19 protein-coding genes are annotated in these 20,011 nt (G+C 73.5%); 9 read left to right on the top strand and 10 right to left on the bottom strand.

Features of this window, described 5'->3' with window-relative positions; translation table 11 throughout:
• Positions 1-115: 115 nt before the first annotated feature.
• Positions 116-907 (bottom strand): ABC transporter ATP-binding protein, encoded by a 792-nt coding sequence (locus AB0442_RS26890; RefSeq protein ID WP_344621899.1) that lies wholly within the window; start codon positions 905-907, stop codon positions 116-118.
• Between the two features lie 198 nt (positions 908-1,105).
• On the opposite strand from AB0442_RS26890, the gene AB0442_RS26885 reads away from it, so the two are divergent.
• The gene (locus AB0442_RS26885) at positions 1,106-1,903 is read left to right on the top strand and encodes a hypothetical protein (RefSeq protein WP_366165937.1); all 798 of its coding nucleotides are present in this window, start codon (positions 1,106-1,108) and stop codon (positions 1,901-1,903) included.
• 60 nt (positions 1,904-1,963) lie between these two features.
• Here AB0442_RS26885 and AB0442_RS26880 read toward each other — a convergent pair whose 3' ends face one another.
• From AB0442_RS26880 to AB0442_RS26870, 3 genes are all read right to left on the bottom strand, one after another.
• Positions 1,964-2,593 (bottom strand): response regulator transcription factor, encoded by a 630-nt coding sequence (locus AB0442_RS26880; protein ID WP_344622036.1) that lies wholly within the window; start codon positions 2,591-2,593, stop codon positions 1,964-1,966.
• Positions 2,594-2,603: 10 nt separating this feature from the next.
• Positions 2,604-3,755, bottom strand: a complete 1,152-nt coding sequence (locus AB0442_RS26875; protein WP_366165935.1) for a GAF domain-containing sensor histidine kinase — start codon at positions 3,753-3,755, stop codon at positions 2,604-2,606.
• Positions 3,756-3,900: 145 nt separating this feature from the next.
• Positions 3,901-6,465: an FHA domain-containing protein gene (locus tag AB0442_RS26870; RefSeq protein WP_366165933.1), complete on the bottom strand. Its 2,565-nt coding sequence runs from the start codon at positions 6,463-6,465 to the stop codon at positions 3,901-3,903.
• Positions 6,466-6,683: 218 nt separating this feature from the next.
• On the opposite strand from AB0442_RS26870, the gene serB reads away from it, so the two are divergent.
• The gene (gene serB / locus AB0442_RS26865; RefSeq protein ID WP_366165931.1) at positions 6,684-7,940 is read left to right on the top strand and encodes a phosphoserine phosphatase SerB; all 1,257 of its coding nucleotides are present in this window, start codon (positions 6,684-6,686) and stop codon (positions 7,938-7,940) included.
• Positions 7,941-8,039: 99 nt separating this feature from the next.
• On the opposite strand, the gene AB0442_RS26860 is transcribed toward serB, so the two are convergent.
• From AB0442_RS26860 to AB0442_RS26850, 3 genes are all read right to left on the bottom strand, one after another.
• Positions 8,040-8,567 carry a histidine phosphatase family protein gene (locus AB0442_RS26860; RefSeq protein ID WP_363547341.1) on the bottom strand — a complete coding sequence of 176 codons (528 nt, stop codon included), beginning with the start codon at positions 8,565-8,567 and terminating at the stop codon, positions 8,040-8,042.
• An 88-nt stretch (positions 8,568-8,655) separates the two neighbouring features.
• Positions 8,656-8,778, bottom strand: coding sequence for an SGM_5486 family transporter-associated protein (locus AB0442_RS26855; protein ID WP_263103153.1), 123 nt, complete (start codon positions 8,776-8,778; stop codon positions 8,656-8,658).
• Between the two features lie 43 nt (positions 8,779-8,821).
• Positions 8,822-10,114, bottom strand: a complete 1,293-nt coding sequence (locus tag AB0442_RS26850; RefSeq protein WP_366165929.1) for an MFS transporter — start codon at positions 10,112-10,114, stop codon at positions 8,822-8,824.
• Positions 10,115-10,223: 109 nt separating this feature from the next.
• Here AB0442_RS26850 and AB0442_RS26845 point away from each other — a divergent pair, with 109 nt between their 5' ends.
• Complete coding sequence (locus AB0442_RS26845) at positions 10,224-10,907, top strand: FadR/GntR family transcriptional regulator (protein ID WP_366165927.1); 684 nt, start codon at positions 10,224-10,226, stop codon at positions 10,905-10,907.
• A gap of 244 nt (positions 10,908-11,151) precedes the next feature.
• Here the strand turns inward: AB0442_RS26845 and fabI are convergent, their stop codons facing one another.
• Positions 11,152-11,919, bottom strand: a complete 768-nt coding sequence (fabI, locus tag AB0442_RS26840) for an enoyl-ACP reductase FabI (protein WP_363547347.1) — start codon at positions 11,917-11,919, stop codon at positions 11,152-11,154.
• Positions 11,920-11,922: 3 nt separating this feature from the next.
• Complete coding sequence (fabG, locus tag AB0442_RS26835; RefSeq protein WP_344621908.1) at positions 11,923-12,642, bottom strand: 3-oxoacyl-[acyl-carrier-protein] reductase; 720 nt, start codon at positions 12,640-12,642, stop codon at positions 11,923-11,925.
• A gap of 297 nt (positions 12,643-12,939) precedes the next feature.
• On the opposite strand from fabG, the gene AB0442_RS26830 reads away from it, so the two are divergent.
• The 6 genes from AB0442_RS26830 (at position 12,940) to AB0442_RS26805 (ending at position 18,743) form a co-directional block, all read left to right on the top strand.
• On the top strand, positions 12,940-14,076 hold the full coding sequence (locus tag AB0442_RS26830) for an MBL fold metallo-hydrolase (RefSeq protein ID WP_363547350.1): 1,137 nt from the start codon (positions 12,940-12,942) through the stop codon (positions 14,074-14,076).
• A 150-nt stretch (positions 14,077-14,226) separates the two neighbouring features.
• On the top strand, positions 14,227-15,759 hold the full coding sequence (locus tag AB0442_RS26825) for a TldD/PmbA family protein (protein WP_366165925.1): 1,533 nt from the start codon (positions 14,227-14,229) through the stop codon (positions 15,757-15,759).
• Positions 15,759-17,156 (top strand): metallopeptidase TldD-related protein, encoded by a 1,398-nt coding sequence (locus AB0442_RS26820; RefSeq protein ID WP_363547354.1) that lies wholly within the window; start codon positions 15,759-15,761, stop codon positions 17,154-17,156. The genes AB0442_RS26825 and AB0442_RS26820 overlap by 1 nt, the downstream gene beginning before the upstream one ends.
• Positions 17,157-17,191: 35 nt before the next feature.
• Positions 17,192-17,737: an RNA 2'-phosphotransferase gene (locus tag AB0442_RS26815; protein ID WP_366165924.1), complete on the top strand. Its 546-nt coding sequence runs from the start codon at positions 17,192-17,194 to the stop codon at positions 17,735-17,737.
• Positions 17,738-17,823: 86 nt separating this feature from the next.
• On the top strand, positions 17,824-18,216 hold the full coding sequence (locus AB0442_RS26810; protein WP_366165922.1) for a DUF3099 domain-containing protein: 393 nt from the start codon (positions 17,824-17,826) through the stop codon (positions 18,214-18,216).
• 281 nt (positions 18,217-18,497) lie between these two features.
• Positions 18,498-18,743 (top strand): hypothetical protein, encoded by a 246-nt coding sequence (locus tag AB0442_RS26805; RefSeq protein ID WP_366165920.1) that lies wholly within the window; start codon positions 18,498-18,500, stop codon positions 18,741-18,743.
• A gap of 157 nt (positions 18,744-18,900) precedes the next feature.
• Here AB0442_RS26805 and moaA read toward each other — a convergent pair whose 3' ends face one another.
• Entirely contained in the window at positions 18,901-19,890 is a 990-nt protein-coding gene (gene moaA, locus AB0442_RS26800; RefSeq protein WP_363547364.1) for a GTP 3',8-cyclase MoaA, read from the bottom strand.
• Positions 19,891-20,011 lie beyond the last annotated feature (121 nt).

Below are 20,011 nucleotides of genomic sequence, written 5' to 3'. Positions count from 1 at the left end.
CGGAGTTCAGTGGTTCAGCGCCGCCGGGCGGCGCCGCCGCGGGCACCGGAACGCCCGCCGGGCCGCGCGCCCGCCGGAGCGGGTGCGCGGCCCGGCGGCCGTCGCGGACGGGCGGTCAGCCCATCGGCAGGCCCTGCGCGGACCAGCGGTCGCCGCGGCGCTCCAGGGTCAGCGGCAGGCCGAAGCAGAGCGACAGGTTGCGGGCGGTCAGCTCGGTGTCGATCGGACCGGCGACCAGCACCTTGCCCTGACGGATCATCAGCACGTGGGTGAAGCCCGGGGCGATCTCCTCGACGTGGTGGGTGACCATCACCATCGACGGCGCGTACTCGTCCTGGGCGAGCGCGCCGAGGCGGCGCACCAGGTCCTCGCGGCCGCCGAGGTCGAGGCCGGCGGCCGGCTCGTCCAGCAGCAGCAGCTCGGGGTCGGTCATCAGCGCGCGGGCGATCAGGGTGCGCTTGCGCTCGCCCTCGGAGAGGGTGCCGAACTTGCGGGTCGTGTAACCGGCCATGCCGAGCCGGTCCAGCAGGGCCAGCGCCCGGGCCTCGTCACTGCTGTCGTACTGCTCGTTCCAGGTGGCCGTCATGCCCCAGGCCGCGGTCAGCACCGTCTGCAGCACGGTCTGCTCGCCGGGCAGCTTGTCGAACATCGCGGCGCTCGCCAGGCCGATCCGGGCCCGCAGCTCGAAGACGTCGACCGAGCCGAGCTTCTCGCCGAGCACCGCGGTGGTGCCGGAGGTCGGGAAGAGGTACGTGGAGGCGACCTGCAGCAGCGTCGTCTTGCCCGCCCCGTTCGGACCCAGGACCACCCAGCGCTCGCCCTCGGCGACCGCCCAGGAGACCCGGTCGATCAGCGCGCGACCCTCCCGGACCACGGAAACGTCGACGAGCTCCAGCACGTCACTCATGCCTAGCCTTCCCCAATGCAGATGTCGGCCGTCCGAGGGCCGGCGGCATCGGGCCTCGGGGTTCGGTCCAGTGGTCTCGACAGTCGGTGCGCGGGCAGCGTACTCCCGCCGGTCCGGCGGGCGGGACGGGATGCGCCGCGCACAGCACAGCCCAAACCTACGCCACGCCGATGGCGGAGTTGTCCGTAGGCTGGCGGGATGCTCGCCACACCTGCCGACAATCCCTTCCAGGAGCCGCGCTCGGCCCGGCTCACCGCCTGGGGCAACGCCCTGCTCGCCGGCTCCGCCTCGCCCGACGACGCCGCCGCGGCCGTCATCGGCGGCGACGAGTCCCACCGGGTCACCGGCCTGCCCGGCGACGCGGACGGCGAGCTGCACGGCCTCACCTGGGCGCTCGGACGGCTCCGCGTCCTCGGCGTCCGCGGGTTGCGGCTCGCACTGCCCTCGGCCGGCCACCCGCTGGGGCTGACCGGGCCGGCCCCGTTCAACGCCGGGGCGATGGGCGCCGGGGAGGCCGTCCTGGCGGTCGGCGTACCGATCGGGCTGGTGCCCGAGATCAGCGTCTTCGGACCGGAGGGGGACCGCTCGGCGACCGTGCTGTGGCGCTGCTCGGAGGTCAACGACACCCCGCCGGCGGACGTCCCCTCGCTGCACGAGGCCGAGTTCGAGCTCGCGGACGGGCTGCGGCAGGCCACCGTGCTGCTCACCCGCCTCGATGTCGCCGGCGCCGGGCCCGAGGCGCTGAAGGCGCTGGAGTCGTACCGCCGGCGCGGGCACTCCGAACTGCTGGCGCCGGGGTACCCGGCCCGCGCCGTGCGGGTGCTGGAGTCCGCCCGGCAGGTGTCGGCCCTGCTGTCGATCGCCGCGGGCGGGCACGGCGCGGCGGTCTCCGCCTCGGAGATGGCGGCCCGCCGCGAGGTCCTCGCCCCGCTGGAGCGCACGGCCCGCCGCGCCCAGGTCGCCGCCTACAACGCCCTCGTCGACGAGCCCCGGTAGGCCGACCACCGGGGGCGCGGGCCGGCGCCCCCGGGGTGCTCCCCCGGCAGGTGCCCGGCCCTACGCCTCGGCGTTGCGGACGGCCCAGAGGGCGGCCTGGGTGCGGTCGGCGAGGTCGAGCTTCATGAGGATGTTGGAGACGTGGGTCTTCACCGTCTTCTCGGAGAGGTGCAGCGCGCGGGCGATCTCGCGGTTGGAGCGGCCGTCCGCGATGTGGCCGAGCACCTCGCGCTCGCGGTCGGTGAGGGTGCCGCCGCGTCCCTGGGCGGGCCGCGGGCCGTCGTCGGAGAGCAGTGCCTCGGCGAGTTCGGGCTGGAGCAGCACGTGTCCGGCGTGCACCGAGCGGATGGCGCCCGCGAGCGCCTCCGGGTCGACGTCCTTGTAGACGTAGCCGGCCGCGCCGGCCCGCAGGGCGGGCACGACGGTGCGGTGCTCGGTGAAGCTGGTGACGATCAGGACCTTGGCCCGGTTGCCCTGGTCGCGGAGGATCTTGAGGGCCTCGATGCCGTCGACGCCGGGCATCTTGAGGTCCATCAGGACGACGTCGGGGGCGAGCTGCTGGGCGAGGGCGGCGCCCTCGGCGCCGTCCGCGGCCTCGCCGACCACCTCGATGTCGTCCTGGACCTCCAGGAAGGTGCGCAGTCCGCGCCGGACGACCTGGTGGTCGTCGACCAGCAGCACGCGGATCATCGACCGGCTGTCAGGCACCGGGGACCTCCATCTCCACGACCGTCCCCTTGCCCGGGGCGGACTCCAGCGTGAGGGTGCCGCCGACGGCGGCGGCGCGGTCCCGCATCGAGACCAGGCCGAGGTGGCGGCCGGCCCGCCGGACGGAGTCCGGGTCGAAGCCCTGCCCGTCGTCGACGACCCGCAGGACGGCGCCGCGGGCCGGGGTCCCGGCGAGGGTGACGTCGACCGTCCGGGCGCCGGAGTGCCGCAGTGCGTTGTGCAGGGCCTCCTGGGCGACCCGCAGCAGGGCGGCCTCCTGGGCAGCGGGCAGCGCCCTCATGTGCAGGGCGCTGAAGCTGACGGCGGCGGTGTGCGCGCGGTCGAGCACCTGGACCTGGGAGGCGAGGGTGGCGGTGAGGCCGTCCTCCTCCAGTGCGGCGGGGCGCAGTTCGACGACGACGGCACGCAGTTCGTCGGCGGCCTCGGCGGCGAGCCGGGCGACCTCGGCGAGTTCCGCGCGGGCCCGGTCCGGGTCGCGGTCGACGAGGGTGGCGGCGGCCTTGGCGGTGAGGCGCAGCGAGAAGAGCTTCTGCGAGACGGCGTCGTGCAGGTCGTGCGCGATGCGGGCGCGTTCCCCGGCGAGGGTGAGTTCGCGGCTGCGCTCGTAGAGGCGGGCGTTGGAGAGGGCGATGGCGGCGTGCGCGGCGAGGATCCGCAGGAGCTCCTCGTCGTGGGCGGTGAAGCCGCCGGGCTTGTTGGCGAGGAAGACGGCGCCGAGGATCTCGGTGCCGTCGACGATCGGCATGCCGAGGAAGTCGGTCATCTCGGGGTGGGCCGCGGGCCAGCCGCCGAAGTCGGGCGCGGTGCGGACGTCGGCGAGCCGGGTGGGCGTCAGCTCGTGGAGCATCGCGGCGAGGACGCCGTGCTGGCGGGGCAGCGGGCCGATCGCGCGCCACTGCTCGTCGGTGACGCCGTCGACGACGAACTGGGCGAAGCCGCCGTGGTCGTCGGGGACGCCGAGGGCGGCGTACTCGGCGCCGAGCAGACTGCGGGCGGAGGCGGTGATCCGCCGGAGGACCTCGCGGACCTCCAGGTGACGGCTCATCGCGAGCACGGCGGTGCTGATCGCCTCGATCCCGCCCAGGCAGGGGTCGCAGGCGGGGGCGGGTTCCTCGGGCGGCATGCCCCCACGCTACCGCCGGGCGAGGGGCCGGGGCATGGGGCGACCGGCCTAGGTCCGGGGGCGTACGGCGGCCTCCGGCCCGGGTACGCCGACGGGCGGCGCCCCCGGTGCCGGGGGTGCCGCCCGTGGTGTGCAGTGCGGGGTGTCAGCCCTTCTGCATGACCTCGGGCTCGTGGCGGCGCAGGAAGCGCTGGATGAGGAAGGCGAGGCCGACGGAGATGGCGATCAGGGCGAACCAGTTGAGGAAGAGGTGGCCGACGGTGTGGTCCCACAGCGGGTCGACGACCGGCGTGGGCGGGCGGACGTCGGTGTTGTAGGTGACGGCGGAGCTGTGGGCCAGGTCGAGGGTGTTGCCGGTCGCGGCGAGGCCCCAGCGGCCGGGCATCAGCCAGGCGAACTGCTCCAGGCCGGGCTTGTCGAAGACCTGGAAGATGGCACCGGTGAAGACCATCTGCACGATGGCGAACATGACCAGCAGCGGCATGGTCTTCTCGGCGGTCTTCACGAGCGCCGAGATGGTCAGGCCGACCAGCATCGAGGTGAAGCTCAGCAGGATCACGCCGATCGCCATCTCGGCGGCGGGCATGCTCTTCAGCAGCAGGCCCTCGGCGGGCAGGTCGCGGGTCTTGAAGGCGATCGCGGAGATGACGCCGCCCTGGACGAAGCTGACCAGGCCGAGCACGACGATCTTGGAGACCAGGTAGGCGGAGCGGGAGAGGCCGGTGGCCCGTTCCCGTTCGTAGATCGCCCGTTCCTTGATCAGTTCTCGGACGGAGTTCGCCGAGCCGGAGAGGCAGGCGCCGAAGGCCACCACCAGCAGGATCATCTTGGCGATGTCGTTGCGTCCGGAGGCCTGGCAGGCCGCCAGTCCGCAGTGGTCGGGGATCAGCACCGAGACCCCGCCGAGGACCAGCGGCAGCACCAGGGAGAGCAGCATGAAGCCCTTGTCGGAGCCGATCACCGCGAGGTAGCGGCTGATCAGCGTCCACAGCTGGGAGCCCCAGCTCTGCGGCTTCGGCGGGCGGACCTGGGCCAGCGGCACGCTCGGGGTGGCGTGCTGCACGGGGGCGTCCACGTCGGCGGAGTACTGCCGGTAGTGGACGGAGCCCTTGTAGCGGCCGGCCCAGTCGTGGTCGGGGTAGTTCTCGAAGGCCTGGAAGACGTCGGCCCAGGTCTCGTAGCCGAAGAAGTGCAGGGCCTCGGACGGCGGGCCGAAGTAGGCCACCGAGCCGCCCGGCGCCATCACCAGCAGCCGGTCGCAGAGGGCGAGTTCGGCCACCGAGTGGGTGACGACGAGGACGGTGCGGCCGTCGTCGGCCAGACCCCGCAGGGTCTGCATGACCTCGCGGTCCATGCCCGGGTCGAGGCCGGAGGTCGGCTCGTCCAGGAAGATCAGGGACGGCTTGGTGAGCAGCTCCAGGGCGACCGAGACGCGCTTCTGCTGACCGCCGGAGAGGGCGGTGATCCGGTTGTCGGCGCGCTTGTCGAGGCGCAGCTCGTACAGCACCTCGTCGATCCGGCGCTCGCGCTCCGCGGCCTCGGTGTCGCCGGGGAAACGCAGCCGGGCGGCGTACTTGAGGCCGCTGCGGACGGTGAGCTCCTTGTGCAGGATCTCGGACTGCGGCACCAGGCCGATGCGCGAGCGGAGCTCGGCGAACTGCTGGTACAGGTTGTGGTTGTCGTACAGCACCTCGCCGCGGTCGGCGGGGCGGTAGCCGGTCAGGGCGCGCAGCAGGGTGGACTTGCCGGAGCCGGACGGGCCGATGACGGCGACCAGGGACTTCTCCGGGACGGAGAAGGAGACGTCGTTGAGCAGGACCTTCTTGCCGCCCTTGAACTCGACCTCGACGGTCAGGTGGCGGGCGGAGAAGGTGACGGCGCCGGTGTCGACGAACTCCTGCAGCTGGTCGCCGACCAGGACGAAGCTGGAGTGGCCGACCGTCAGGCGGTCCTGCGGGCCCATCAGCTGGCGCTGCACCGGCTGGCCGTTGAGGAAGATGCCGTTGTGGCTGCCGAGGTCGACGATCTCCCAGCGGCCGTCGGCGAGCTGCCGCAGCTCCGCGTGGTGGCGGGAGACCTGCAGGTCGGAGACGACGATGTCGTTGTCCAGGGCGCGGCCGATGCGGATGGTGCGCATGCCGGCGGTGAGGTTGCGCACCATGGTCGGGTTGCCGAGCCCGTTCGGCAGCGGCGACCGGCCCTGTTGCGGCGGGACGGGGGCGTGCTGCTGCCCCTGGTGCGGCACGACCGGCTGCGGCGCCGGGGTGTCCCACTGCTGGTGGACGGGCGGCTGCTGGTGCTGCGCCCAGGGCTGCTGGGCCGGTGCCCGATTGGCCGGGGCCTGGTGAGCGGCCGGCGGCGGTGCGGCCCGGCTGGTCACGGCCTCGTGCACGCCGGGCTGCGGCGCGGGCGCCTGGGCCGGCGCGGAGAACGCGAGCCGGGGCCCGTTCTCGGCGTTGCCGAGGTTGACCACCGCACCGGGGTGGAGCGGCACGTGCTGGGTGCGGGCACCGCCCGCGTAGGTGCCGTTGGTGGATCCGTGGTCCTGCAGCTGCCAGCCCGCCCCGTCGAAGGCGATCGTGGCGTGCCGCCAGGAGACCCTGGCGTCCTCGAACGTGAAGTCCGAGGCCGGGTCCCGTCCGATGGTGTACGCGCGGCCCGGCTCCAGGACGGTCTGCTGCCCGTTGAGCTCCAGTACGAGTTGCGGCACGTCCGCCTGCCCCCGCTCTCTCGGTCCCCCGATTGGCTCCCCACGTGGGGAGTTGTGCGTCTGATCTGACGGGGGAATCATTCCAGCCCCGCGGTCGTACCTGAAAGTCACCTCGGCCTTTGTGACCGGGCGGCAACGAAATCGGGGCCGCCGCGTCGTCCCAGCGTGCGGACGCCGGGCGTGGCACCGCACGCCGGGCGGGTAGCGTGGGAGGCACCATGAACGCGACTGATCCGGCCGCCGAGCCCGGCCCCGCCCAGCAGCCACGGACCGACGACGAGCGGACGCTGCTCGTCAAGGTGTTCGGCAAGGACCGCCCCGGTATCACCGCGGGCCTGTTCGCCACGCTCGCCGAGTACGGCGTGGACGTGATCGACATCGAGCAGGTCGTCACCCGTGGCCGGATAACGCTGTGCGCCCTGGTCACGCCGCCCTCCGGGCAGGCGTCCGAGGGCGGGCTGCGCGTGACGGTGCACCGCTGGGCCGAGGAGCTCAAGCTGCAGGCCGAGATCATCTCCGGCACCGGCGACAACCGGCCGCGCCGCGAGGGCCGCTCGCACGTCACCGTGCTCGGCCATCCGCTGACCGCCGCGGCGGTGGCCGCGCTGGCCGGGCTGGTGAGCGAGGCCGGCGGCAACATCGACCGGGTGTTCCGGCTGGCCAAGTACCCGGTGACCGCGGTGGAGCTGGCCGTCTCCGGTCTGCCGACCGAGCAGCTGCGGGCCCGGCTGGCGCCGGAGGCCTCGGCGCTGGGCGTGGACATCGCGGTGGTCGGCGCCGGCCTGCACCGGCGGGCCAAGCGCCTGGTGGTCATGGACGTCGACTCCACGCTGATCCAGGACGAGGTGATCGAGCTCTTCGCCGCGCACGCCGGCTGCGAGGCGAAGGTCGCCGAGGTGACGGCGGCCGCGATGCGCGGCGAGCTGGACTTCGCGGAGTCGCTGCGGGCCCGCGTCTCACTGCTGGCCGGGCTGGACGCCGCCGTGGTGGAGAAGGTCCGCGCCGAGGTTCGGCTGACTCCGGGCGCCCGCACGCTGATCCGCACCCTGAAGCGGCTCGGTTACCAGGTGGCGATCGTCTCCGGCGGGTTCACCCAGGTCACCGACCACCTGGTCGAGCAGCTGGGGCTGGACTACGCCGCCGCCAACACCCTGGAGGTCGCGGACGGCAGGTTCACCGGCCGGGTCACCGGCGAGATCGTGGACCGCGCGGGCAAGGCCCGCTGGCTGGCCCGGTTCGCCGAGCAGGCCGGGGTGCCGCTGGCGCAGACGGTGGCGATCGGCGACGGCGCCAACGACCTCGACATGCTGAACGCGGCCGGGCTGGGCGTGGCGTTCAACGCGAAGCCGGTGGTCCGCGAGGCCGCGCACACCGCGGTCAACGTGCCGTTCCTGGACACCGTGCTCTACCTGCTGGGCATCACCCGCGACGAGGTCGAGGCGGCGGACGCCCTGGACGGCAGCGTCACCGACTGATCCGGCGGCGGCACCGCACCAGCACGGAGGGTGGCTCGGGCGTAGGCCCCGGCCACCCTTCACGTACCGGCCGTCCCGGCGTACCGGCCGTCCCGGGCCTCAGTCCTGCGGCGTGTGGTACGAGTCCAGCTTGGCGACCCCGGGCTCGACCGACTTCCAGGGGCCGGCGAAGCTGAGGACGGCGATCGCGGCGGTCGGGAAGCTGCTGAGCCTCAGCCGGTTGAGCGCGTCCACGTCGCCCTCGTCGCCGGCGAGGACCTGGGTGAGGCCGAGCACGCCCGGGTTGTGGCCGATCAGGATCAGGTCGGCGAACTCGTCCGGGGTCTCCTGGAGCACCGCGATGATCTCGCCCGGGCTGGCCTCGTACACCCGGTCCTCGTAGACCGTGCGGCGCGGGCGCTTGGGCAGTTCGTGTGCCGCCAGCTTCCAGGTCTCCCTGGTGCGCAGCGCGGTGGAGCAGAGCACGTAGTCGGGGTTGATGCCGGAATCGGCCAGCCAGCGGCCCGCCTCCGGCGCCTGGTGCCGCCCGCGGTCGGCCAGCGGCCGCTCGTGGTCGGCCACCTGGTTCGGCCAGTCGGCCTTGGCATGACGGAGAACGATGATCCTTCGGGGTGTGTCGGCGCTCATACCCCTAGAGCTTTGCAGAAAATGCGCTCCCGGGCGCGGGGTCCGCGCGGTCGCCACCCGCAGGAGTGGGGACGGTGTGCGGACCCCGTCAGCCCAGGCGGGCGGCGACCATGGCGATCACCGCGACGAGCACGACCACCCCGGCGATCACGCCCATCAGCTGGAGCAGCTTCTTCTGGCCGTCCTGCGGCTCGGGTTCGAGAACTGGCATGCGCAGAGTGTCGCATTCCGACGGTTCCGTCCGGAAACCGGGGTCAGGTCGTGGCGGGGACGCGGGGCAGTTCGTCCTCGATGTGCCGGGGCCGACCGGCCAGCGCGCCGAACACCATCTGCGGCACCAGCAGGGCGGCGAGCAGGCCGAGCGGCAGGTACCAGCTGCCGGTGGCCTGGTAGACCGCGCCGACCGCGATCGGCCCGGGGATGGAGATCAGGTAGCCGACGCACTGCGAGAACGCCGACAGCCGCGCCACCCCGCCCGGGGTCCGCGCCCGCAGGCCGATCATGGTGAGGGCCAGCGGGAAGGCGCACATCGACAGGCCGACCAGGCAGGCCCACAGCCAGGAGGCGGTGCCCGCGGCGAACGCCAGGCCCGTGTAGCCGGCGATCCCGCAGATTCCGAGCACCACGACGAACAGCTGCTGGTCGCCGCGCCGGGCGGCGAGGCTCGGCAGCACGAACGAGGCCGGCACGCTCACCGCCATGACCACGGCCAGCAGCACGCCGGAGGCGCCGTCCGAGACCCCGGCGTCCTGGTAGATCTTCGGCAGCCAGCCCATCGTGGCGTAGGCGCTGGTGGCCTGCAGGCCGAGGAAGACGGCGAGCGCCCACGCCGTCCGGCTGCGGACGATCGGCCCGGACGGCTCCGCGGCCGTCCGCCCCTCCCCCGCCGCAGGCCGCCCGGCGCCGGAGCGGTCGCGGCGCAGCAGGGCGACGACCGCCCACAGCACCAGCGCCGCGGCGGCGAGCAGCGACCAGATCCCGAGGCCGGCCCGCCAGCTGCCGCCCATCTCCGCGGTCAGCGGGACGGTGGCGGCGGCGGCCAGCGAGGTGCCGACCGACAGGGCCATTGAGTAGAGGCCGATCATCGGGCCGACCCGGTGCGGGAACCAGCGCTTCACGACCACCGGGAGCAGCACGTTGGAGACCGCGACGCCGGCCAGGGCCACGGCGGTCAGCAGCAGGAAGACGGCGGTGCCGCCGGCGTAGGAGCGGGCCAGCACGCCGAGGGTGATCGCACCCATGCCGGCCGCGACCACCGCGATCGGGCCGATCCGGCGGGCGAGCGCGGGGGCGGCCAGGCCGAACAGGGCGAAGCAGAGCGAGGGCACCGCCGTGAGCAGGCCGGCGACGCCGGCGCTCATGCCGAGGTCGGCCCGGACGTCGTCGAGCAGCGGACCGAGGCTGGTGACCACGGGGCGCAGGTTGACGGCGGCCAGCGCGATGCCGACGGCGAGGAGGACGGTCTGGAGACGGGCGCGGGAGGGCGCGGGCGCGGCCGGGACGGGCTCGGCGCGGCGGTGGGTGGCGGAGTCCGCTGCGGTCGACATAGCGCCCATCATAGAATGATGGGATGAATGCTCGCCCCAGAACGTCCCGAAACGGCTAAGGTCTGAGGCTCCTCCCCCGGGGGAGCGAGGAAGAGGAGGAGTCCGAGCCATGGCGCTGTCCAGCACCCGCCGAACCCCGCTGTCCGATCAGGTCATCGCGCAGCTGCGGGCCCAGATCACCTCGGGCGAATGGCCGGTCGGCTCCCGCATCCCCACCGAGGCCGCCCTCGTCGAGCAGCTCGGCGTCGCCCGCAACACCGTCCGCGAGGCGGTGAAGGCGCTCGCCCACAACGGCCTGCTCGACATCCGGCAGGGCTCGGGGACGTACGTGCTGGCCACCAGCGAACTCGCCGGCGTCATGCACCGCCGCTTCGCGGGCGCCGACCAGTCCCAGGTCGCGGAACTGCGCGCCACCCTGGAGATGTCCGCCGCCGGGCTGGCCGCCTCCCGGCGCACCGACCGGGACCTCGAACTGCTCGGCTCGGCGCTCGACCGCCGCGAGCGGGCCTGGCACTCCGGCGACCCGGAGGACTTCGTGCAGGCCGACGCGGCCTTCCACTCCGCGGTGGTCGCGGCCGCCCACAACGAGGTGCTCGCCGCGGTCTACGCGGACCTCGGGGAGGTCATGCGGGCGCACCTGCGGCACGACGTCGGCCCCGAGCTGATCGCCGAACGGTACGTCGGCCACGACGGCATCCTCGACGCCATCCGCGGCGGCGACGCCCAGCGGGCCTCCGCCGAGGCCGGCCGCGCCATCGGCACCTGCGGCAGCGAGGCCGCCCAGAGCGACTAGGGGCAGCGACTCCAGGGGCGCGGCGGACTGCGCAACTCGGGAGCGGCGGGCCCTGTCCGTTCGGGCAAACCCAAAAGGGGCGCGGGGAACTGCGCGGGACGGGAGAGGCCGAGCTCGGCCGTCTTCCGATGCGCGCGGTTCTCCCCCGGCCTCCGGCCGGGAGGTGCCCCCACGCGCCCCTATGGTTCACCCTTCGCGCAGGTGAGCCCCGCGCCCCTCAGTGGCGCACCGGGTGCGCCGGGCGTCAGGCGCCGATGGCGTGCAGGCCGCCGTCGACGTGGACGATCTCGCCGGTGGTCTTCGGGAACCAGTCGGAGAGCAGGGCGACGACGCCGCGGCCGGCCGGCTCCGGGTCCGAGAGGTCCCACTTGAGCGGCGAGCGCTGGTTCCAGGTGTCGGCCAGCTCGCCGAAGCCCGGGATGGACTTGGCGGCCATCGAGCCGATCGGGCCCGCCGAGATCAGGTTGCAGCGGATGTTGCGCTCGCCGAGGTCGCGGGCGAGGTACCGGTTGGTCGCCTCCAGCGCGGCCTTGGCCGGGCCCATCCAGTCGTACTTCGGCCAGGCGAACTGCGCGTCGAAGGTCAGGCCGACCACCGAGCCGCCGTCCTGCATGAGCGGCAGCAGCGCCATGGTCAGCGACTTCAGCGAGAAGGCGGAGACCTGCATGGCGGTGGCGACGGACTCCCACGGGGTGTTGAGGAAGTTGCCGCCGAGCGCGTCCTGCGGGGCGAAGCCGATCGAGTGGACGATGCCGTCGAGGGTCGGCAGGTGCTCGCGGACCTGGTCGGCGATGCCGGCCAGCTGCTCCTCGCTGGAGACGTCCAGCTCCAGGACCTTCACCGGCTTCGGCAGCTTCTTGGCGATGCGCTCGGTGAGGCTCGGCCGGGGGAAGGCGGTGAGGATGATCTCCGCGCCCTGCTCCTGGGCCAGCTTCGCGGTGTGGAAGGCGATGGACGACTCCATCAGCACACCGGTGATCAGGATGCGCTTGCCCTCAAGGATTCCACTCATGGTTCAGTGACCCATGCCCAATCCGCCGTCGACGGGAATGACGGCTCCGGTGATGTATGCGGCCTCGTCGGAGGAGAGGAAGCGGACCGCGGCGGCGACCTCGGCGGGCGCGGCGTAACGGCCGAGCGGCACGCCGGCGACGATCTCCTTGCGGCGGTCCTCGCTGAGCACGGCGGTCATGTCGGTGTCGACGAAGCCGGGCGCGACCACGTTGATCGTGATGTTGCGGGAGCCGAGCTCGCGGGCGAGGGAGCGCGCGAAGCCCACCAGGCCGGCCTTGGAGGCGGCGTAGTTGGCCTGGCCGGGCGAGCCGAGCAGGCCCACCACGGACGAGATCAGCACCACGCGGCCCTTGCGGGCGCGGAGCATCTTGGTCGCGGCGCGCTTGACCACCCGGAAGGTGCCGGTGAGGTTGGTCTCGATGACGGAGCTGAAGTCGTCCTCGGACATGCGCAGCAGCAGGGTGTCCTTGGTGATGCCGGCGTTGGCCACCAGCACCTCGACGGCGCCCTGCTTCTCCTCGATCTCGGCGAAGGCCGCGTCGACCTGGGCCGCGTCGGTGATGTCGCACTTGACGGCGAGGACCTCGTGCGCGGCCAGCTCGGCCGGGACCTCGCCCGAGCGGCTGGTGATGGCGACCTTGTCGCCGGCTTCGGCGAAGGCCTTGGCGATCGCGAGGCCGATGCCCCGGTTGCCTCCGGTGACGAGAACCGAGCGGCTCAACGATCCACCTCTCTCCGTAGTTGGCGGCGGCCCGTCGAGCGGCGGCCGGTTGGCCGCCGGGCCGCAGCGGTACGCCGTGACGCGTACGCACTGTGACGCTATCGGTCCCGGTGATCCTGCGGCGAATCGACCTCCCACAGGTCCGTCCGGCGGGAACTGTCGCATCCCGACAACGCGTCCGACTTGGACGGGAACAACCGGGCGGGCCGTACCCGTTGCCCTCTGGGCGTCCCGGTCGCGGGCCGCACCATCAGCGAGGCCCGGCACACGGTCGGTGACGAGAGAGCGGGAGCACGAATGACCGAGGTACGGCCCACCGGTTCGACCGGGCGGCGCGGCCGCCTGCTGGCCCTGACCGCGCTGGCCGCCGCGGCGGGCGGCGCGGCGTGGGCGCTGCGCGACCTGCCGGCGGCGTTCGGCGGACGGCCGGACGGCGAGCGCGAGGAGCGGATCCGCCGCTCCCCGCAGTACCGGGACGGCGTGTTCCACAACGCCCCCTCGGAGCTGGCACGCGCGTCCACGCCCGGTGCCGAGACGGTCCGCCGGATGCTGTTCGACCGCGAGGGCCGCACCCCCGCACTGCCGGTGCCGACGGTGCGCCCGCAGCACGGCGAGCGGCCCGCCGAGGGGGTGGAGGTGGTCTGGTACGGGCACGCCTCCGTGCTGGTGGAGATCGAGGGCAGCCGGGTGCTGCTCGACCCGATCTGGAGCGACCGCTGCTCCCCGTCCGCGCACGTCGGCCCGAAGCGGCTGCACCCCGTGCCGGCCGCGCTCTCCGAGCTGCCGCCGGTGGACGCGGTGCTGATCTCGCACGACCACTACGACCACCTCGACATGGCGACCGTGAAGCGGCTGGTCACCCTGCAGTCGGCGCCGTTCCTGGTGCCGCTGGGCATCGGCAGCCACCTGCGCCGCTGGGGCGTGCCGGAGCACCGGATCATCGAGCTCGACTGGGACGAGACCTGCACCCTGGGCTCGCTCACCCTCACCCTGACCTCGGCGCACCACTTCTCCGGCCGCGGCACCACCCGCAACACCACGCTGTGGGGCTCCTGGGTGATCGCCGGGCCGAACCGCAAGGTGTACTACACCGGCGACTCCGGCTACTTCGAGGGCTACGCGCGGATCGGCGAGCAGCACGGCCCGTTCGACGCGGCGCTGGTGCAGATCGGCGCGTACGACGAGGCGTGGGCCGACATCCACATGACGCCGGAGGACGCCGTCCGCGCCCACCGGGAGCTGAAGGCCGGGCTGCTGGTGCCGGTGCACTGGTGCACCTTCAACCTGGGTCTGCACCCGTGGGCGGAGCCGATCGAGCGGCTGCTGGTGGAGGCCAAGGCGCAGGCCGTGCCGCTGGTCGTGCCGCGGCCCGGCGAGCGGGTCGACGTCGACCAGCCGCAGGAGCTGGACGGCTGGTGGGAGACGGTCGCCTGACGGTCCGTCGGTACGGGTGGTGCGGCGGGCGACGCGCGCGGTTTCGGGTGAATTCGCTGGCCCCGGGTGTGTTCGGCGGTCCATGATGCGATGCGGGTTCCCCTGCCCGGGGGCGCCCGCCGCCCCCGACCGTCCGACCCAGGGAGCCCGATGCCGCCCACAAGCCGCACCGTCGACCCGCTGTTCCTCGGCTACCCCTTGCACGCCCTCGCCGACGCCGCCCTCAGCCGGGCCCGCGAACTCGGCGCCGGCCACGCCGACTTCCGCCTGGAGCGGGTCCGCAGCGCCTCCTGGCGGCTGCGTGACGCCCGCCCCTCGGGCACCTCGGACTCGGTGCAGCTCGGCTTCGCCGTCCGCGTCCTGCTCGACGGGGCCTGGGGCTTCGCCGCCGGGGTCGACCTCACCACCGACGCGGCGGCCCGGGTCGCCGAGCAGGCGGTGGCGGTGGCCCGGCTCTCCGGCGGGATCAGCCGTGCCGCCGGCTCCGAGGAGGCGGTGGAGCTCGCCGACGAGCCGGTGCACGCCGATGCGGTCTGGGTCTCCGCCTACGACGTCAACCCCTTCGAGGTGCCGGACGCGGAGAAGACCGCCCTGCTCGCCGAGTGGAGCAACCGACTGCTGGCCGCCGAGGGCGTGTCGCACGTGTCCGCGGCCCTGCTGACGGTGCAGGAGAACAAGTTCTACGCGGACACCGCGGGCACCGTCACCACCCAGCAGCGGATCCGGCTGCACCCCTCGCTGGAGGCCACCTCGGTCGACGAGCGCACCGGCGCCTTCGACTCGATGCGCACCCTCGCCCCGCCGGCCGGCCGCGGCTTCGAGTACCTGCGCGGCACCGGCTGGGACTGGGACGCCGAACTCGCCGAGCTGCCCGGTCTGCTGGCCGAGAAGATGAAGGCGCCGAGCGTCGAGGCCGGCCGCTACGACCTGGTGATCGACCCGTCCAACCTGTGGCTGACCATCCACGAGTCGATCGGCCACGCCACCGAGCTGGACCGCGCCCTCGGCTACGAGGCCGCGTACGCGGGCACCTCCTTCGCCACCTTCGACAAGCTCGGCACCCTGAAGTACGGCTCCGAGCTGATGCACGTCACCGGCGACCGCACCGCCGAACACGGCCTCGCCACCACCGGCTACGACGACGAGGGCGTCGCCACGCAGTCCTGGGACCTCGTCAAGGACGGCGTCCTGGTCGGCTACCAGCTGGACCGGGCGATGGCCCGGCTCAAGGGCCTCGGCCGTTCCAACGGCTGCGCCTTCGCCGACTCCCCCGCGCACGTCCCGGTGCAGCGGATGGCGAACGTCTCGCTGCAGCCCGCCGCCGGCGGCCCCGCCACGGACGGGCTGGTCTCCCAGGTGGAGAACGGGCTGTACATCGTCGGCGACCGCTCCTGGTCGATCGACATGCAGCGCTACAACTTCCAGTTCACCGGCCAGCGCGCCTACGCGATCAAGAACGGCCGCCTCGCCGGGCAGGTCAAGGACTTCGCCTACCAGGCGACCACCACCGACTTCTGGGGCTCGATGAGCGCCGTCGGCGGCCCGCAGACGTACGTGCTCGGCGGCGCCTTCAACTGCGGCAAGGCCCAGCCGGGCCAGGTCGCGGCGGTCAGCCACGGCTGTCCGTCCGCGCTGTTCCGCAACGTCAACGTGCTCAACACCCAGCAGGAGGCCGGTCACTGATGAACGCCGTCAAGCCCCACGAGCTGGTCGAGCGCGCCCTGGAGCTGTCCCGCGCGGACGGCTGCGTCGTCATCGCCGACGAGGACTCCACCGCCAACCTCCGCTGGGCCGGCAACGGCCTCACCACCAACGGCGTCACCCGCGGCCGCCGGCTCACCGTGATCGCCACCGTGGACGGCGCCGAGGGCACCGCGTCCGGCGTGGTCTCCCGCGAGGCCGTCACCCTCGACGAGGTCGAGTCGCTGGTCCGCGCCGCCGAGGCCGCCGCCCGCGACGCCGGGCCCGCCGAGGACGCCCAGCCGCTGATCCCGTCCCGCCCGGCCTCGGCCGACTTCACCGCACCGCCCGCCGAGACCTCCGCCGAGGTGTTCGCGGCCTTCGCCCCGGCCCTCGGCGAGGCCTTCGCCCGGGCCCGCAAGAACGGCGAGCTGCTGTACGGCTTCGCCCGGCACGAGGTGACCAGCAGCTACCTCGGCACCTCCACCGGCCTGCGGCTGCGGCACGACCAGCCGACCGGCACCGTCGAGCTGAACGCCAAGACCGCCGACCTCACCGGCTCCGCCTGGGCGGGCGCGGCCACCCGCGACTTCACCGACGTCGACGTCACCGAGCTGCACACCGGGCTCACCCGGCGGCTCGGCTGGGGCCGCAAGCGGATCGACCTGCCGGCCGGCCGCTACGAGACGCTGCTGCCGCCCTCCGCCGTCGCCGACCTGCTGGTCTACCTCAGCTGGTCCTCCGGCGGACGGGACGCCGCCGAGGGCCGCACCGTCTTCTCCAAGGCGGGCGGTGGCACCCGGGTCGGCGAGCGGCTCAGCCCGCTGCCGCTGACCCTGCGCTCCGACCCGGCCGAGCCGGGTCTGGAGGCCGCGCCGTTCGTCCTCACCCACTCCTCGGGCGACAACGACTCGGTCTTCGACAACGGCCACCCGCTCACCGCCACCGACTGGATCCGCGACGGCGAGCTGGCCAACCTGCTCACCACCCGGCACTCGGCCGGCCTGACCGGCCTGCCGCTGCACCCGCCGGTGGACAACCTCGTCCTGGAGACCGCGGAGCAGTCGTCCGCGCCCACCCTGGAGGAGATGATCGCCCGCACCGAGCGCGGCCTGCTGCTCACCTGCCTCTGGTACATCCGCGAGGTCGACCCGGCGACGCTGCTGCTCACCGGCCTCACCCGGGACGGCGTGTACCTGGTGGAGGACGGCGAAGTGGTCGGCGCGGTCAACAACTTCCGGTTCAACGAGTCGCCGGTCGACATCCTCGGACGGATCACCGAGGTGGGACGCACCGAGCGCTGCCTGCCCCGCGAGTGGGGCGACTGGTTCACCCGGGCGGCGATGCCGCCGGTCCGGGTGGCCGACTTCAACATGAGTTCGGTCAGCCAGGCCTCCTAGCGGAGCCCGGCACGGGGGGAGAGGTTCCCGGAACGATGGACGAGAAGCAGACGGTCAGGGTCTCCAAGCGGCTGTCCCGCATCCTGCGGCACGACCCCGGCTCGGTCGGCATCACCCTGGACGGGGCCGGCTGGGTGGGGGTGGACACCCTGCTCGCGGCGCTGGCCCGGCACGGCCGGGCGGTCAGCCGGGCCGAGCTGGACCACGTCGTGGAGACGAACAACAAGCGCCGGTTCGCCTTCTCCGAGGACGGCCTCTCCATCCGCGCCAGCCAGGGCCACACGGTCGACGTCGACCTCGGCCTGCCGCCCAGCGACCCGCCCGCGGTGCTGTACCACGGCACCACCGGGCGGGTCCTGGACGCGATCTTCCACGAGGGGCTGCGCCCGATGGCCCGCCGGGACGTGCACCTCTCCGCCGACACCGAGACGGCCACCCGGGTCGGCTCCCGGCACGGCCGGCCGGTCGTCCTGCTGGTGGACGCCGCCGCGATGGCCCGCGACGGCCACGTCTTCCGGGTCAGCGCCAACGGCGTCTGGCTGACCGACGCCGTCCCGCCCGGTTACCTGCGGAAAGCCTGAGCCCCGGAGCCCCTGTGACGTCCGGCACGGCGTACCGTGAATGGGCCGGACCCACGGGGGCGCGGTGACGGACGAAGGCGGTAACCATGGCGAAGAACTCCGGCAACGGGCAGGTCTTCCGGATCACCGGGGCCCGGACGGGCCTCACGGAGGACGTGCGGGGCCGCCAGCGGCGGTACGTGATCTCGATGCTGGTCCGCACGCTCTGCGTGCTGCTGGCCGTCGTGCTCTGGGACGTCCAACGGGTCCTGGCGTTCATCGCGCTGGCCGGCGGCGTGCTGCTGCCGTACTTCGCGGTGGTGATCGCCAACGCCGGCCGCGAGCGCGCCCCGGGTCTGCCGAGCACCTTCGCGGTGCCGCCGGAGACCCCGCTGATGCTCGGCCCCGGCGGAACGGGCGGCGGCGGACGCCCCGCCCCGGACACCGACGCGGACCCGCGCGCCGACCGGGACGGCACGGACTCCCCCGCCGCCGACTGAGCCGCGTACGGACGGGTCTACCGATCCGTCCGGTTCTGTCAGCATTCGCCCGGCAGAACCCTCAACAGAGGCTCAGATTAATCATGAAAGGCCTAGCCACACGGGGGTTGTGGCGTGACATACTGCGTACGCGCTCCGCATCCCCCGTCGGAGCGACAGACCGACGCCGGGCGGCTCCCCCCGTGGCTGCCCGGCGTCGTCGTGCCCGCGTGCGGGAGCGCTTTCCCGAGGTGCGAGACTGGCCGTGACAGCTCCGGCAGCTCCCCCCAGGACGGCCCACCATGGACACCCCCTCGCTCGGCCTCTTCGGCACCGCGGACGCCTCCGCCGGCCCCGACGGCCCGCCGGTCTGCTCGGCGAAGGGCTGCCGCGAGGACGCCCGGTGGGTGCTGGTCTGGAACAACCCCAAGCTGCACACCCCCGACCGCCGGAAGACCTGGCTGGCCTGCGACGACCACCGCGAGCACCTCTCGCAGTTCCTCGGCGTCCGAGGCTTCCTGAAGGAAGTCCTCCCCTTCACGGAGTAGCGCCCCGGGGGCGCGGGGCTGTGGCGGACACCACCAGGGGCGCGGGGAACTGCGCAGGCCGGGAGCGGGCATCACTGCAGCACGGGCCGACCCCTGATCCGTCTCGGCGACCGCATCCGAATTGCGCAGTTCCCCGCGCCCCTGGTGGCTGCGCCGTTCAGCCGCCGATGGCGGACATCGGGCGGTCGGGTTGGTGGAAGGTCGGGGCGTCGATGCCGGCGCCCGCCTTCTTGCCCCACATGGCCTTCCGCCAGAGTTCGCCGATCTCCGCGTCCGAGGCGCCCGACCGCAGCGCCTCCCGCAGATCCGTCTCGCCGGTGGCGAACAGGCAGTTGCGGACCTGCCCGTCCGCGGTGAGCCGGGTGCGGTCGCAGGCCCGGCAGAACGGCCGGGTCACCGAGGCGATCACGCCGACCCGCGCGGGGCCGCCGTCCACCAACCAGCGCTCGGCGGGTGCCGCGCCGCGGGCCGCACTCGGCTCCGGGGTGAGGTCGAAGCGGTCCTGCAGCAGGGCGAGGATCTCCTCGGCCGTGACCATCTGCGAGCGGTCCCAGCCGTGCTGGGCGTCGAGCGGCATCTGCTCGATGAACCGCAGTTCGTAGCCGTGCTCGATGCACCAGGAGAGCAGGTCGGCGGCCTCGTGGTCGTTGACGCCGCGCATCAGGACGGCGTTGAGCTTGACCGGGCTGAGCCCGGCGGCCTCGGCGGCGGCCAGGCCGTCGAGCACGTCGTGGTGGCGGCGCCGCCGGGTGAGGGTGTGGAAGGTGTCCTCGTCGAGGGTGTCGAGCGAGACGTTCACCCGGTCCAGTCCGGCCTGCTTGAGCGCGGCTGCGGTGCGGGCGAGGCCGATGCCGTTGGTGGTGAGGGAGAGCTCGGGCCGGGGCTCCAGTTCGGCGCAGGCGGCGACGATGCCGACCAGGCCGGGCCGCAGCAGCGGCTCGCCGCCGGTGAAGCGGACCTCGCGGACGCCGAGGTCGCGCACCGCGATGCCGACCAGCCGGACGATCTCCTCGTCGGTGAGCAGGGACGGCTTGGCCAGCCACTGCAGGCCCTCCTCGGGCATGCAGTAGGTGCACCGCAGGTTGCAGCGGTCGGTGAGGGACACGCGCAGATCCACGGCCTGCCGGCCGAAGGTGTCGAGCAGCATCGCGGCCCCCTTCCTGAGTGCGTGGGCTCAAAACCCGCGGGCCCGGCCGCCGTTGCGGGCGGGCCGGGCCAGCTTATCGACCGGGGCGGTACCCGTCCGGGGTACGTCCGGCCAGTGGGCT

The organism is Kitasatospora sp. NPDC085895 (genome assembly GCF_040702125.1).
Classification (GTDB): domain Bacteria; phylum Actinomycetota; class Actinomycetes; order Streptomycetales; family Streptomycetaceae; genus Kitasatospora; species Kitasatospora arboriphila.
This window is presented reverse-complemented; position numbering and strand designations above follow the sequence as displayed.